Source organism: Gimesia aquarii, from assembly GCF_007748175.1.
Lineage (GTDB): Bacteria > Planctomycetota > Planctomycetia > Planctomycetales > Planctomycetaceae > Gimesia > Gimesia aquarii_A.
This window is the reverse complement of the sequence record NZ_CP037422.1, coordinates 5,619,053-5,637,976: the sequence shown is the minus strand read 5'-3', so window position 1 is coordinate 5,637,976 and position 18,924 is coordinate 5,619,053. Positions and strand designations below refer to the sequence as shown.

General features: G+C 48.6%; 1 protein-coding gene. It reads left to right on the top strand.

Annotation, left to right across the window (positions count from 1 at the left end; all coding sequences use genetic code 11):
* Window positions 1–136: 136 nt before the first annotated feature.
* Entirely contained in the window at window positions 137–18,826 is an 18,690-nt protein-coding gene (locus V202x_RS21305) for a cadherin domain-containing protein (protein ID WP_145178864.1), read from the top strand.
* Window positions 18,827–18,924 lie beyond the last annotated feature (98 nt).

Genomic DNA, 18,924 nt, shown 5'->3' with positions numbered 1-18,924 from the left:
AGAAGACCTTCAGGCCAGCTTGAACTTAGATTTCTCCTTTTCTCAATCTCCTCCAAAGCTTTGCTACAAAAAGTAGTTACAAGTTTTGTGCTGTCAAAAGATAAAGCTTTCAAAGAACTCGAAGGAGAGTCTCAGAGTGGGATTATTAAAGTGGCTAAACCGATACCTCAGCAAGACCGAGGTAACACCCAATTTACGATTTGATAGCTTTCGAGAAGACAGCAATGCGAACTTGGAATTGATTCGCCTGGAAGATCGAATCGTGCTCAGTGTGAGTGCAGGTGTCACTGGCGACGTACTCGAATTGAATCTGGATACAGCCAATGATGAAGCGACGGTTTCGGTAGTCGACAGTGGGGCAACGATTCAAGTTGACGATGGACTTGGACTCCCTGACAGTATTTTGCAATTTGATGCGAGTCAGATTTCTTCAATCCTCGTGACTGGAACAGATTCATCACAAATCGTCAATTTCCTTGGTCAGGAAGATTTGGTTCTCTCTGGAACAGTTGACACTACCAGTTTTACTGGTGATGTGAATATCGGTATCGAACTTCTTGTCGGTCCTGGTGAATCCCCACAGTTCAACTCAGCCTCCACGGTAACCTATTTGGGACAGTTTGACCTCTCGGTTGACCAGCTCAATGTCATTCTGCCGAACGTATTAAATGCCGATGACGCGTTTGTTATTCAGATCAATGGTCCCAACCTGGAAATTCTTGATCCTGATCTTGCTAATCCCCTGCTCTTTTCCACTCCTGCAGGCTCTTTGAGTTCGATCAATGTCTTTGGAACTGATTTAGAAACTGATTTTCTAACTCTTGATTATAGCTCATCAGGTTTAACTGATATCACCATCTCTTTTGATGGTGGAACAGGCGGAAACGATGCGCTCGAATTTTCTAATGGTGTATTCGATACAATCACCCATAATCTGACAGGACCAGGCGCAGGATCGGTTGATTTCAGTGGGAATGGAATCACGGAAATCACTTATTCTAGCTTAGAACCGGTATTTGGTGGAACCAGCACCGCAAACGATATTGTAATCAATCTACCCAATGCCACACTGGATGCCGTTCTGGAAAATTCATTAGTTTCGGGTGAAATGCAAATCCGCAGCCTGAGTGCGGCTTTCGAATTCACCACCTTTGCTTCGCCCACAGATTCGCTCACAATCAATACAGCCGGTGGTAGCTCCGTCGTAACCTTGAATTCGTTTGATACCACCTTTGCTCCCAATGAATTGATCATATCGGGACAGTCAGGTGATACCTACCAATTGACTGGTAGTGACCTGCTGGCTGATACAGTAACGCTGACGCTTTCAGGTGGAGCAACTCTAGACTTGGGCGCGTTCGACGAAACTGTTGATGGTTTTGTGCTGGAAGAAGGAACCATCATCGCCACCAGCGGCATCCTGTCTGCCCAATCCGATCTGGATCTTCGGTCTGGAACAGTCCAGGCACAATTGAATGGAACGAATCTCATCAAAAATAGTATGGGTACCGTCGTTCTCTCTGGAACAAGTTCTGCTACAGGTTCCACAAGCGTACAAGGTGGTTTACTCAGAATCGAAGGATCGTTAACTACTTCGGAAGTCATTGTTTCAACGGGTGCAGTGCTGGGAGGAAATGGCACGGTAGACGCGCCCGTCACCGTCAACAACGGTGGTGTATTGACTCCCGGTTCCAGCCCCGGAATCATCAGTACTGGAGATTTAACACTCAGTGCTGGATCCACTTTAGACATTGAAATCGATGGCACAACGGCAGGAACAGACTATGATCAAATTCAGGTGACCGGCACCGTCGATCTCACAGGAGCAACACTTAACCTCATCAGTGCGTTTACCGCAGCAGCGGGGAATGAATTCCTGTTGATTGAGAATGACGGCGCTGATGCCATCACAGGAACCTTTGCTGGGCTGGCGGAAGGAACTCTGCTTTCCTTCAATGGAAACCAGGTTTACATCACCTATCAAGGAGGTGATGGCAATGATGTTGCCCTGACCGTGAATACTCCGCCTGTTGTCAACAATCAATTGTTTGACATTGATGAAAACACGAGCAACTCAACATCTTTGGGAACCATCGTTTCCACTGATCCGGATGTACCTCCCGACAGTCTGGAATTCAGCGTTACTGGAGGTACAGGCCAGACAGCATTTAACGTCAGTACGTCCGGTGAAATCACTGTTGCTGACGAGAGTCAACTCGACTTCGAAACCACGACCTCCTTTGATCTTGAAATCCTGGTCACCGACAGTGCTGGAGCAACCGATACCGCAACGATTACGATCGATCTCAACCCACTGAATGATAATGCTCCTGTAGTTGCTAATCAGATACGCAGTGTCGATGAAAACGCGATCAACGGCACCAACGTGGGAGCTGTCATCGTTGCCACGGACGATGATCTCCCGGGAGACACATTGACGTTTAGTGAAACCGGAGGCACGGGTGCTACGGCATTTGACATCACCTCAGATGGACAGATCATCGTTGCCGACCAGAGCCTGCTCGATTTCGAGACCAATCCCACGTTCACTCTCGACATCCTGGTCGACGACAATGCCGGTTTAACAACCCCTGCTACAATTACGATCGACCTTAATCCATTGAACGATAATGCTCCTGTTGTCGCCAATCAGATACGCAGTGTCGATGAAAATGCCATCAATGGCACCAACGTGGGAGCTGTCATCGTTGCCACGGACGATGATCTCCCGGGAGACACATTGACGTTTAGCGAAACCGGAGGTACGGGTGCTGCGGCATTTGACATTACCTCAGATGGACAGATCGTCGTTGCCGACCAGAGCTTACTCGATTTCGAAACCAATCCTACGTTCACTCTTGATATACTCGTTGACGACAACGCTGGTTTAACAACCCCTGCTACAATTACGATCGACCTTAATCCATTGAACGATAATGCTCCCGTTGTCGCCAATCAGATACGCAGTGTCGATGAAAATGCCATCAACGGGACGAATGTGGGAGCTGTCATCGTTGCCACTGACGATGATCTCCCGGGAGACACATTGACGTTTAGTGAAACCGGAGGCACGGGTGCTGCGGCATTTGACATTACCTCAGATGGACAGATCGTCGTTGCCGACCAGAGCTTACTCGATTTCGAGACCAATCCCACGTTCACTCTCGACATCCTGGTCGACGACAACGCCGGTCTAACTACCCCTGCCACGATTACGATCAATCTGAACGACCTCGTTGAAACTCTGGTCGTTGATTCTGCTGACTGGTCTGTTAACGATATCACTCTTGTAAGGGATGGCAGTCAACTGCGTGTTCTGGAAACGGGTACACTCAACGAAATCGTCCCTTCACACAATTTCACCAACGTTTCCAGTGTAGTCATTATCGGAAATGGACTCGACAATACGGTTCGACTCGATGCAAGCGGAGGTCACATCATTCCTGTAGGGGGAATCAGTTTTGATGGTAGTATCGGATCCGACACACTAGTGGCTTCAAAGCAGGTGAATGACTGGGATATTGATGGAGTCAACACCGGTAGCCTGTTGTCTGACTCAGTCACATTTATGAGTGTGGAAAATTTAACCGGCAATGACGATTCAGATACTTTCGTGATGCGGGCGGGAGGCCAAATTGATGGAACCATCAATGGTGGAGCTGGCATAGATCACATCGACCTGTCGAACGAAACAACAGATCTTTCAGTTATCTTAACGAGTCTGGGAAGTACAGATGGTTTTGATGGCAACGAATCGGCAACATCCACCACGTTCCAGAATATCGATCAAATCACCGGCAGCACCGGCACCAACTCTCTGACTGGAATCGACAGTGCTGCCAACTGGACGATCAACGGAACCAACTCCTATCAAAGCACCAACACACTCGAATTCAGTAACTTTATCAATCTCATAGGGGGTAGTGATTCCGACAGTTTCAATGTCATCCCTGACACCGAAGCGTTTAACATTGTCGGCGGCGATCCCACCAGCAATCCGCTCGGCGATCAACTCAATGTAGATACTTCTGCTGCTGGTACTGCTCTGGTTACCTCCAATAGTGATGGTTCTGGTTCCGTATCTGGCACGTTTCCCACAATTACTTATATTGAGATTGAAGACTTCGCGATTTCGGGAATCGTAGACGTTCAAATTGATGGAACAACAAACAACGATACAATTGAAATCCTGGTCGTCGGAACAGACATTGAATACCGCCTTGGTGGAATACTGATTGGCACCAGTTCTTTAACTCAAACGAACAGCATCACAGTCAATGCCGGCGACGGAGATGACAGTCTGACTGTAGATAGTGCCCTGGCAGCACAAGGCATTACCGTTGACTACGATGGTGAAGGCCAAACCTCTACAAATCCGGGAGATGTCCTGAATTTGCTGGGAACGGCGACCTCGGTGGAATACTTCTTCGCCGATATCACATCTGGCAGTATCCGCATTGATGGCGCATTGACGGACTTCATTACTTACACTGGCCTGGAGCCAATCACATCAACCATTAATGCTGCGAACGTCACACTGAATTACAGTGATGTCACTGAAACGATTACCATTTCCGATGCAGGCGGTAGTCAAACTACTGTGACTTCCACGGCCGGAGAAATGCTGACCTTTTCTGACCCCACGAATTCACTGACAATCAACACTGGTGATGGCGATGACATTATTGACATCAACTCGTTAACCGCTAGTTTCACGGCGTCACTCATCATCAACGGCAATGATGGCGCGGACACGCTCAATGCGAATGCCAGCGTGTCACTCGATACCGGCAATCATATTGAATTCAACGTTGAAACGATTAATGTGGCCAATGGTATCGCACTCACAGCAGCCGGAATTGCCTTTAACGCAAACGAAGTCAATCTGGATGGCGACCTCGTTTCCACGAACGTTTCCGGCGATGCTACAACTGTCAATGTATTGGGATCGACCGGAGGCGCCGACATGCAAGACGCCGTCGATGTAGCAGGCAATGGTGGAACCATTAATGTTGCTTCGGGCGTTTATATAACAGCTGACACACTCGATATTGACGAATCGGTCTCGATTTTGGGCGCAGGCAGTGATGTCGTTGAAATTCGAAAAGCGGGTGACCCTACAAATAATTTTGACGTTGCCGTCAACATCACAGCAGATAATGTCACGATCTCAGGGGCTCAGCTTGGTTGGGAAACGCATACGTCAGCGACTGACTACCAAGGTTATGTCGTTCTCACAACGGCCGATAATACCACACTCAACAGCCTGTTATTTGGGGACAACTACCGAAGCGCCGTCGTATTTGTAGGCGCTGATAATCTGGAAGTCTCCGATTCCATTTTCGAAGGAAAATTCGGACGTGCGGCGATTCGTGATGGAAGCGGTGGCAGCGGCGAGAACTTCCTGATCACGCGCAATGAATTTCGGGCAGACCATTTCCGTTGGGGACCGATTGCTATTGGGCCTCAGGGAACGTTTGGTAATCCTAATAACTTTGCTTTCAGTGGTGTGATCTCATTTAATTACTTCGGCAACGGCCTCGAAGCTGGTGCTTTCCAGGAAGCGGGCGATCAAAACTATACTGTCACCATCACCAATGGTGGTATGACCGCTGACGGAATTGACATTATCCATAACACCTTTGACTGGCAGGACTCCGCGACGACAAACGCCAACGGCATTTTCGCACAACCGGGTGGAATTTTCTTTGATCCTTCCCTCTCCGTCCCCGTGGGAACGGTCAATATTACGGATAACATTTTCAACGGATTCACATATTTGGGACCACAACCCACTACCGAGCCTTTATGGAATCCCACCGGTGGTGTCTTCGGCGGTGCATTGGAATTTGATGGCGTTGATGACTTTGGACTGTTCCAGGACGCTGCCTTCGATGTTGGGGAATCGGGAACACTCAGTTTCTGGGTGAATATGGATGACCAGGGGCGCCGCAATCAGTTCTTTGAAGGCTTAAATAGTGCTGGCTTTGAATTCCAGTTTCGTACCAACAGTGGTGGGCAGTTCTTTGGTAGCCCCGGCCGTGCTGGCAATGGTGGCAGTAATTTTGTCATTCAAGACGGTAGCGCTGGTGGTACAGAAGGTGTCTGGCAGAATCTCCAATACACGTGGGACTTCAATGGCGGTGTGAATCCTGAAATGCACATCTACATTGATGGTGTAGAAGTCGGGTACCTCAATACAACTTTCGATTCAGATCTCACTCAGTGGGTCGCAACCGTTAATACGGTGAATGAATTAATTACTGTCGGCCGCGATGCCAGCGGTGACAGATACTTCGATGGACTAATGGATGATGTCGGCTGGTTTGACGAAGCCCTGGATCAAACTGATCGCGACAACATCAGAAATAATGGTGTTGCTGCTCTCGCTGCGGATGCGAGACTCGTCGCTCATTGGGATTTTGATCAGGCATCAGGGGAGATCGCCCTCGATAACAAAAACGGCATTCAGATGCTGATTGCCACCAATGGCATCGTTCCTTTTGGACCTGAATTCCAGACTGCTGCAGGTCAGTTTGGTGGCGCGTTACAATTCGACGGAATCGACGATTTTGCCACGTTCCAGGATGCCAGTTTTGATGTTGGCAGACAAGGCACATTAAACTTCTGGGTCAATATGGACGATACTGGACGCCGCAACCAGTTCTTTGAAGGTCCCGATAATGGCGGCTTGGAGTTTCAGTATCGCTCTAACGGTGGCGGTCAGTTCTTCGGCCGAACACAAGACGGTGCCGACTTCACAATTCAGCAAGGTGGTCAGTCAGGCGTTCAAGGTGTCTGGACCAACGTCCAATACACGTGGGATGCCGACACCGGCGAGATGCATATTTACTTGAATGGTTCTGAAGAGCCGTATCTCTCCTCTTTTGATGAAAATCTGGCTGGATTCGACAGCACACATTTCACCGACACGATCAACGGTCTAATGAATGTCGGTCGTGATCCGGGTGACGGTGGACGTTTCTTTGAAGGACTCATGGATGACATCGGCTGGTTCAATGACGTTTTAGACCAAACAGACCGGGATGCAATCAGATTAAACGGCGTCGCAGACCTCGCGGGAGATTCACGTCTGGTCGCTCACTGGAACCTGGACGATGCCCCCGGCACGACGATTGTTTCCGGAAACAGCGGAACCAACATTGACCTTTATATTCAGGCCGAACCACCTTTACCACCGATTGAAGGCTTTGGAGTCATCGCGCCTCTCAACTCCAACGTCACTTTCAATGCATTTAACGACAACGACCTCGATTCCAATGTGACGTTAGATAACACTAATGTTTTTGGTGACCCTCTATTTGCTTACGAAAGTAATCCACAATTTTTACCAACTGACCCTGATTCCCTTGAAGAGCAATTCACAATCGGCTTTGGCTCTTCAGCTGCCTACACCTCTTCAGAATTTGCCAGTGACACGAACACGACAACACCTCACATTGGCGCGTTTCAAAATCCACCGACCCTCTTTCCCGGAGTCTTTGGCTCTGGCGATATCGTCATTTTCGGTACAGATGAAGATGATCTGCTGGAGCTGACATTCACAAGTGAAAACACAGCCACATTCGTGTTAACGCGAGATGCGGGAGGTCTCAACGAAACCGTTTTAGATCCGGTCATACTGATTGACATTACATCCATCACCTTTAACGGACTGGGCGGTGACGATGTCATGATTATCAATCAACCCGATAATCAGTTTGCTAATCCAACAGGTGGGATACTCTTCAATGGAGGATCTCAGAATAATAATGGTAATGCTCTGGGAACGGTCGGATTAGATGGTGATACACTTGTCATCAATCACAATACGCCTGTTGAAGCCGACTCCGTTTCATATGTCTTCACACCGGATGCTGTACCAGCCGAGGGAGAAGATGGAATCATCACAATCACTGATGCCAGTATGAGCGATGGTTCCACAACGATCACCTTCACGGGACTTGAGCCGATTATTGACCACCTGCTTGTTGCAGACCGTGATTTCGACTTCACCGATGCCACTGAAACGATTTCGCTCTCTGATGACGGTGTTGCCGGGGATAATTACTCTTTCATTGATTCCACACTCAGTGAATCAGTTCTCTTTTTGAATCCGACTAACTCCCTCACTGTTAGAACTGACAGCGTGGGCACACCAGTCGGAGTCGATACCGTTCAGGTTGACAGTCTCGACAGTCTCTTTGATGCCAGCCTGACGATTTTCGCCGGAAGTGATGACCCGGTTACTTTCCAGACAGCAGTCGATCTGGGCACGGGGGATTTATTCGTCACTGCAGAAAGCGTTGACATTCTGGCAGACATCAACGCAGCCTCAACCGACATCAGCTCTTCAGGTGTCACCAGCACAACCTTCAATGGCGGGACTGTCACGACAACGGGTTCTCAGCTTTACAACAACGCCGTCAATTTCGTCACTCATTCCACGCTCACCAGTACCGGTGGAAGCACTATTGAATTCAGTTCAACCGTCGACGGAAGTATCGATTTAAATATCGACACGACAGGTAATACAATTTTCAATGGAGCCATTGGAAGTAACACTGGCCTGACCAGTTTGACCACCAATGTTGGTGGTACCACAAACATCAACGGAGGCAGCGTCAACACTACCGGTAACCAGACCTTTAACGATGCCGTTGTTCTGGGTGCCAACACGATTCTCATCAGCACCGCAACCGAAGATATCACATTCAATTCCACTCTGAATGGGGCGTTCACACTCGACATCAACACGGATGGCAACACCACGTTCAACGACACGGTTGGGAACAATGCCGCGTTAACCAGTCTCACCACCGATGCCAACGGAACCACTAACATCAATGGTGGCAGTATTAATACGACTGGCAATCAAACTTTCAATGATGCGGTTCTGCTGGGAGCCGGTACTGTTCTCACCAGTACGGCAACGGGAAATATTATATTCGAGTCCACACTCAACGGCGCCTTCACACTCGACGTCAATACCAACGGTAACACCACGTTCAATGACACCGTTGGAAATAGCAATGCACTTACCAGTCTCACCACTGATGCCAATGGCACGACGAATATCAATGGTGGCAGCATCAATACCACCGGCAACCAGACGTTTCACGATGCGGTTGTCCTGGGAGCCAACACGATTCTGACCAGTACCGTGGCCGGAGATATCACTTTCAATTCGACACTGAATGGTGCTTTCACACTCGAAATCAATACCGACGGCAACACCACGTTCAACGATACGGTTGGGAACAGTGCCGCGTTAACCAGTCTCACGACTGACGTGAACGGAACGACCAATATCAATGGCGGGAGTATCAATACGACAGGCAATCAAATCTTTAATGATGCGGTTGTCCTGGGAGCCAACACGATTCTGACCAGTTCCGTGGCCGGAGATATCACTTTCAATTCGACACTGAATGGTGCCTTCACACTCGACATCAATACCGATGGGAACACCACCTTCAACGACACGGTCGGAAACAATGCTGCATTAACCAATCTCACCACCAACGCCAACGGCACCACCAACATCAACGGCGGTAGCGTGAACACGACCGGCAATCAAATCTTTAACGATGCGGTTCTGCTGGGAGCCAACACCGTTCTCACCAGTACCGCCACGGGAGACATTACATTCGAGTCCACACTCAATGGCGCCTTCACACTCGGCATCAACACGGATGGCAACACCACCTTCAACGACACGGTCGGGAACAATGCTGAGTTAGCCAGCCTCACGACCAACGTGAACGGAACGACAAACATCAATGGCGGCAGTGTCAATACGACTGGCAACCAGGTCTTTAACGATGCCGTTGTCCTGGGTGCCAACACAATTCTGACCAGTACCGCGGCCGGAGACATCATGTTCAATTCGACGCTGAATGGGGCCTTTTCACTCGATATCAATACGGATGGTAACACCACCTTCAACGACACCGTTGGCAACAGTGCTGCGTTAACCAGTCTTACGACCAACGTGAACGGAACGACGAATATCAATGGTGGGAGTGTGAATACGACCGACAATCAAATCTTTAATGATGCGGTTGTCTTAGGCGCCAACACGATTCTCACCAGCACCGCAACCGGAGACATCATATTCAATTCGACGCTGAATGGGGCCTTTTCACTCGATATCAATACGGATGGTAACACCACCTTCAACGACACCGTTGGCAACAGTGCTGCGTTAACCAGTCTTACGACCAACGTGAACGGAACGACGAATATCAATGGCGGGAGTGTGAATACGACCGACAATCAAATCTTTAATGATGCCGTTGTCCTGGGAGCCAACACGATTCTGACCAGTACGTCAACGGGAAACATTATATTCGAGTCCACACTGAATGGAGCATTCACACTCGGCATCAATACCGATGGGAACACCACCTTCAACGACACGGTCGGAAACAATGCTGCATTAACCAATCTCATCACCAACGCCAATGGCACCACCAACATCAACGGCGGCAGCGTGAATACGACCGGCAATCAAATCTTTAATGATGCGGTTGTGCTGGGAGCCAACACGGTCCTCACCAGTACCGCAACCGGCGATATCACATTCAACTCGACGCTGAATGGGGCGTTCACTCTCGACGTCAATACCGACGGCAACACGACCTTCAACGACATAGTCGGCAACAGTGCCGCGTTAACCAGCCTCACGACTGATGCCAATGGAACGACGAATATCAACGGGGGCAGTGTCAACACAACCGGCAACCAAGTCTTTAATGATGCGGTTCTGCTGGGTGCCAATACGATTCTCACCAGTACCGCAACTGGAGACATTACATTCAATTCAACGCTGAATGGCGCCTTCACTCTCGACATCAATACCGACGGTAACACCACCTTCAACGACACGGTTGGCAACAGTGCCGCGTTAACCAGCCTCACGACTGATGCCAATGGAACGACGAATATCAATGGTGGGAGTATCAATTCGACCGGCAATCAAATCTTTAATGATGCGGTTGTCCTGGGAGCCAACACCGTGCTCACCAGTACCGCCACTGGAGACATTACATTCAATTCGACGCTGAATGGGGCCTTCACACTCGACGTCAATACCGACGGTAACACCACCTTCAATGACACGGTCGGGAACAGTGCCGCGTTAACCAGCCTCACGACCAACGTGAACGGAACGACCAATTTCAACGGGGGCAGTGTCAACACAACCGGCAATCAAACTTTCAATGATGCGGTTCTGCTAGGAGCCAACACGGTCCTCACCAGCACCGCAACCGGAAACATCATATTCAATTCGACGCTGAATGGGACCTTTACACTCGACATCAATACCGACGGTAACACCACCTTCAATGACACAGTCGGGAACAGTGCCGCGTTAACCAGCCTCACGACCAACGTGAACGGAACGACGAATATCAACGGCGGCAGTATTATCACAACTGGCGCGCAAACCTATCATGATGACGTCTTACTGGGAATGTCTACGAACTTTACTTCGACGACCACCGGTGACATCACATTTAATTCCTCGGTGACTGGGGGAATCGGGATTTCCGTCGATATCAGTTCGACCGGCGATATCATTCTGAACGATTCTTTCACAACTGATGGCAATGTTACAGCAACTGCTGATTCAGACACATCAGGGACTGGTGACTTTACCATGCAGGTCGGCTCAAACCTGGATGCTGGTTCGGGAATGATTGATATTGATGGTGCCAACGTCGTCACACGCTCATTGACAACGACCAACACTTCCGCCACCTCGATCACAATAGATGCCAACAACGGAAACGTCACGACCAGAGATACTGGTGTCAATTCTCTTGGTGACATCTCAATCAATGCCACCGGCATGGTCACTCTCGAAGACGATGGAGTGAATACTGGTGAGGGAGGTGGTGTCACAATCCAGGCACAAGGTGATATCACCTCTACTGGTGCAGGTATCGATACAACCGTCGGCACATTTTCAGGAGGCTCTATTGCAGTCACTTCCAATGCGGGAATGGTCGATTTCTCAAACGGCACAGTTCTGACGGGGAATGGTGGCATCATTGACATTGATGCCAGCACCGGTTTCACAGCGCTAAATAGCAGCTTTACTACCACAGCTGGAACAGGTGGTGGTAGTGTTGACGTCAATGTTTCTGCCGGTAATATTTCGATTACCAATGGTGGGATCACCGTTAATGGTTCTGGTACCATTTTGCTGGGTGCTCAGGGAGCAACAGCCGATATTCTTATCGCATCAGAACTGTCCAGCGTGGACGGAAACATCTCTGTTCTGGCAGATAATGATATCACTCTCAGCTCGAACGCAAGAATTGTCAGTCAGGCGAGTGGCTCGATCACCTTGACGGCCGACAATGATGGCTCTAATGCGGGTAGTATTACTATGGATTCCGGTAGTACCGTGGAATCTCAGGGAGGCCTGGTTCAGCTCTCGGCCTACGATAATATCGCTGTCTCTGTGATTACTACCACAGGTGGTCGCGTTGATATCACTTCAACCAATGGGAATATCACAGACAATGATGGCACGACCGCCAAAAATGTTACCGCCAATCAACTGGTCCTGAACTCCAATACGGGCATTGGTCAATTAGCAGATGCGATTGACACGGCTATTTCGTTTCTGGAAGCAGATGCTGGTACAGGCGGCCTTTTCCTGGATAACATGGGCAACTTGACTATCGGTAACATTTCGGCACAGGTTGGGTTAGACGCCGATTCAGATATTCTGGTCAATGTCATGGGCACACTCGACATTACCGAAAATGTTCAATCCACCACAGGCTCCGTTGAATTGAACGCCACAGATACACTTACAGTTGACGTCGCAACTACCATAGCCACGTTTGGAACCGGGGCATTGTTACTCACCTCCACACGCAACATTAAACTCAACAGTGGTAGTAACCTGAGAACTGTCAACGGCGGGATCACATTACTGGCCAATGATGGGGGAGTCACTGCCGGTGATTTCAGTGGTATAGAAGCAGAAAATGCCACAATTCAAACGACCGGCGAGGGAAATATTTTACTCACCGGATTTGGTGGAGTTGGTGCTCTGACAAGTGACCATTATGGCGTTCATCTACATTCAGGAACGTCTGTAACGTCAACCGATACAGGTGCCTTAGCCGGAACGATTACTATCAACGGGACGGGCGGTACAGGAATTGACAACAACAGAGGCGTGTTCATTGAAGGGGCATCGACCAACATAACCAGTGTCGACGGAAATATTCAGATTGTTGCCAACAGCAGCAATGGCGATGGGTTTCTGCTAGCCGATCAGGCAGCAGTTGTTTCCACCGGTACGGGTGCTAACGCAGCGACCATTACCATTAATGGTACCACGACCTCTGATAATGCTGGTGTGACGCTTACCAGTAATGTGCAATCTTTGGATGGGGACATCGCAATTACAGGTAGTTCAACTGGTGGAGGAACTGCCTCGGAAGGTGTATTAATCCAAACGGTTGCGGGCCAGGTCAATTCCACCAATGGCAATATTACCATCGACGGAACATCGAATGGTGATGATGGAATTGAAATCTCAAACAGTTCCAGCATTTCCATTACTGGTACGGGGAACCTTCATTTACTGGGTGAATCAACGGGAACAGGCAGCGGTATTGAATTTAACGCAGCTGTGAACAGTAATTCGGGAACGGTTACCTTTACTTCTGAAGACGATGTGATCCTAGGCAGTGTGGCGCTGATTGATTCGACATCCGGTACTGTGACTGTCACGGCCGACAATGCCGCTGGTAATAATGGCAACCCCATTTCCATGGCCAATGGTACTCTGATCGATGCCGGCTCGGGAGACATTAACCTCACCACAGATGGCAACATTCTTTTGGGAGGTCTGCTGACTACCGGTACGGTGAACGCGGAATCATTGTCAGCAGCCATCATTGATAACGGTGACACCCACACAGATATCATCGCATCCACGGCCGTGTTGAACGCAGTCACTGGTATTGGTGATGGCAATCCACTGGAAACGTCAATCGGTATACTCTCTGCAACAGTGTCGGACATTGGTGGTCTCTTTATCGACAACAGCATTGCAGTCGAACTGCTGGACGTTTCGACTTTCGATGGAGAAATCGTAGTCAATGCGACAGACACAATTACCGCTACATCTGTGGTTTCCAATAATAATTCGGGCAGTGACAGTCACGATATCTCACTCACAGCCACAGGTACCAACAGTGATATCCTGGTGACAACAATTACCGCCATTGGTAATGCAGATGTTACCCTGACAGCCGATGACGGCATTCTCGACACCAACGGTGCCGATACAAACCGGATTACAGCCGATAATTTGATGATGACCTCCACCAGTGCTGGCGGTACACAAGATGGGATTGACGTCGACACGTCTGTGAATAGTGTCACCGCTGCTGTTAATACTAATGCCGGTGGCATCCGCATTGATGAAGTTGATGACATTATCTTAACGCAGCTTACAACAGCCGATGGCCCCATCACCGTCAATGCGGGAGGCACGATCCAAGTATTAAACGTAGTCTCTGAAAACAATTCCGCTTCCGATACGAACAACGGTATCATGCTCACTGCAACGGGAGCAACAAGTGATATCATCATCACAACATTGACTGCTCAGAATACGGCAGACATCACACTCAATTCAGACCGTGACATTCTTGACTCTGACAGTTCTGACCTCAACATTACATCAGGCGATCAATTGACAGCGGTTGCCGGTCGCAATATTGGTGGAATCACAAGTATCTTTACAGAAACGGATTTTGATCCGCTGCAAACCTCAGTAGATCATCTCGATTTGACCAGTGGCAATATTATTGCCATTCACAATACAGGTACAACACCTGAATTAATCAATCTGGATGCTGGCACAGGCACTGCCGGAACGACTTTTATCAGAGCAACCGGCGGCGCCTTGGACGCTTCTTTAACAACAGGCATCAGCAATACACAGGATCATATCGGCTTTGTGTCTGACACTTCCATCACAGTACCAACCGGATTACAGACCTCGAATCTACGTTTGGACGCTCCTGATATTATCGATGCTGGTGGTGGAAATATTGACATCAATGCGGTCAATGCTATTTTGTTTCACTCCAGTTCGGCAGAAACGGTCGAAATTACCGCTCAACAATTTGATGGCACGGCCACAGGCAGTGATTTCATTATCATCAACGACTCCCCTGCCCTGGAGCTCATTGACCTGGACTCCGATGCGACTGCCCTCACAGGTGGCGCTGACACAAATATCTCACTGACGTCAGCAGGCGGCATCACAGTTACAAATCTGATTCAGGTACTCGGGGCAGGTACTCTGAACCTGGAAACCACAAACACAGACGCCGATTTGGTCCTCAATCAGAACATTCAAAGTGGCACAGGCGGTGTGACGATTTCGACTGCCAATAACATCATCTTCAATGGTGTCACAAATCTGACGAGTACATCAGGCAGTGTGCTGTTGACCGCTGATGCAGATAGTGGTGCTGGTGGCTTATTCGGTGGCATCACGATGGCAGATGGTTCGTTCATCAACGCCGGTGATGGAATCGTCAATCTCACTGCCACTGATGACATTACGATTGGTCATATAGTAACAACCAATGCAACGGACCTTGCGATTCATCTTGAGACAGACGGAAGCCTGATTGACGCTGGTGACAGTACGGGAGAAGACCTGGTCGCGAACGAAGTGGGGGCTCGCGTTACGATCATCGCCGCTTTGGGTGCCGGTAAATTAGCAGACATCAATGGGGAAATTGAAACACAAATCGATCAAGTCAATATTACCAACCAGACGTCGGGTGAAATTCGGCTTATTGAAACAGATGCCGTCATCATACATGACATCCTGCAGACTACCGCTGGTAACATCAGCGTTGTTGCCGGTGGAAACATTCTGCTTTCCGGTTTGATTGAAACGACGACAGGTGACGTGCTGCTTGATACGCAGGGTACAATTATCGACCAAAACGACGGCTTACCAGATCCCTTAAATATCCATGCCGTCAATCTGGACCTGAACGCAATCACGGGAATTGGCGTAGGCGACACACTGGAACTCAGCGTGGATACTTTCTCGGCTGATACAACCAACGGTGACATCCTGCTTCACAACACGGCGACAAATTCTGCTACCGCTTCCAGTATTTCAACAGGTACTGGAAATATTGAGCTGGAACAAATCGGGAATGAATCACTGACGATTGATTTTGCTTCTACCCTCGATGGAAACATTACTATCTCGAATGAGGGTGATGCTCAGACGGACATTCTGACTTTAACTTCAATCACTGCCGGTGGAACGACACCAGAAATCAATATTTCCACCATTGGTTTTGGAAATATCCTGCTGGGCAGTGTCACCGGTCTGGATGGTATGATTTCGGTCATTTCCGCGGGAGAAATCAATGATGCCGTCAATGATCAAGCTGCACCTGAAATCGATCTGAATGCCGATTCCGGCTCCATTACATTACAGGCAATCAATGGCATCGGGAATAACGAACGGATTGAACTTTCAGGTAGAACGCTTTCCATCAATACAACAACAGAGAATATTGATGTATCCAACACATCCTCTCTCTCAACAGGTCCCGTTGGCGTCTCGCGTTTAACCACCGGCAATGGAACAATTGACTATCTGCAAACGGGTGGACAAGACACGACATTCGAGGAAATTACCACTACTGGTTCTGATATAACAATCGAAAACGATGGTTCGATTCTCTTTGAGAATCCGGGCGTGTTGACAGATGTCGTTTCAACGGATGGAGCAGGCACAGTTCAAGTCATTGCGACGGGTGTGAACTCTTCCATCGAGATCAATGATGGATTCCGTACGGCTGGTGGCACCATCGACCTGACCGCGCAAAACAGCCTGACCTTCGGTAGCGAAGGAGATATCAACTCCTCCAATGGAACTATCACATTACTCGCAGATTCGGCGTCACTGGGAGCCGGGGGAGGTGGCATTTCCATGTCCGATGGCACCATCTTCAATGCGGGAACCGGGACTGTTGACCTGCAGGCAGGCGATGATATCGCAATCGGTCAATTGATTACCACAACCTTGACTCGCCTTACCAGTACGGCAGGAGGCGTTGTGGATGCAGGTGACACGGGTGGCAGAGACATCATTGCAGAGGAAGTCGTCCTCCGAACCGCTACCGGCGCTGGCTCAGCAGATCCACTGGAAACAGCCGTTTCGACTCTTGCCGCTTTGAATACTGATACAGGCCATATTCAAATCCACAATGACCTGGGTGGCGCCTTATTAACTATCAGCACAGTTGATGGATTGGCAGGTGTCACAAATTCGGCGAATACACCTGGTGACATTTTCATTTCAAACGCAAGCCCACTCACTGTGAATGCTCCAGTTATAAATAGCTCCGGTGGGAATATTGGCTTGGAATCAACGGGCCCCGGAGACTTAACTTTAAACGCCTCTGTGCGAGCATTTGGCGGTAATGGCAATATTAATGTGAATGCCGATGACGGATTTTTAGCCATCAATGATACAGGAGCTGCTTCGGATCATAGTGTTGCGGGAACCGGAGTCTTTTCTGGTCATGGTACGAGTGGTGTGATCATTGATAATAACACCACTCTGAATTCGGAAACAGGCGCCATTGCAGGAGTCCCTCCTGTGTTAACAAACCTGGGAACTCCTCAAATACTGGCAACAGGAGATGCAACTGTAACAGGAGACTTTGGTCGTTTCACAGAACAAAACTTTTTCATCACCATTGACTGGGGTGATGGCACAGTCGAAACCTTCAATTTTTCTGACCCAGGTTCGTTTGTATTTAATCATACTTACACATTAAATCCCAATGTTCAAAACCCAGCCGCCGATATCCCCATTTTGGTGACCATGCAGGGAGACATGCAGTTTACGTTTACAGATGGTAATGGAAGCCTCGACTTTACCAGTGAAGCAGGTCTTCTGGAAACACCTGGGGAAGGACTGGCAAACATCGCCATCGACACGACCCCTCAGGTTCCTCAACTGCTATTTCCGCAAGCTGAAGTGATTCTAGATTCAACTTCCAATCAGCAAAGTTTATTTATTATCCAGGACACATTGACGATTGAAGGCGCACTTCAGGAAGCCAATAAAAATGCCGAGCGTCTTGTTTTCTTAAGAATTTTGGCGCCGAATGGCAATCTGATTGAAGATGTCCCCCTTCAAGAAACAGATCTTGATAATCTGCCAAAATTATTCAATTCACTGCCTGATGGACGGTACCAAATCTACTTAAAAGAGGCCGGTGAAGAACGTATCCGTCTTCTGATGGACGTAGACATTCGGGGTGGAAAAGCGACAGATGTTACGGAAGATCAACCCAATCAGCCCTCCTCAACTGGTAATCAAAATTCAGCAGAAGCTGACAGTACAACGCAAAATGAGACCATGAAGTCAACCGTTGCTTCTTCTTCAGAAAATGTTCCATTAGACATTTTTGAGGGAGTCACAACTGTCATTAACACAATCTCGGAACGAACCGAGTTCCCAAATACATTTGAGCCTACAGATGCCTATACAACCGAAGCTCTGCAAGAGACTTACGCTCCTGTAGATATTCCAGAACCTAACTCTCACTCAAACAACACACAGACGAATGCCGTAGAAAAAGCATGGAGTAGCTCTGCTCTGCTCTCAGGCTATTTCCACGGGCGTTCGGTTTTCAAAAAACCGACGAAACCGGAAGAATATGAATCTGCGATGGAAAAATATGGCCAACGTTTAATGAGTCGTCACTACAACATTTTCAGAAGAAATTAACAATCCAAGACCTTAAATGATATCATCTTTGGTATAACTTAATCATTGAGAATCGGGTCAAAACAACTTACATTATATCTCAAAGAGACTGTCGTTTT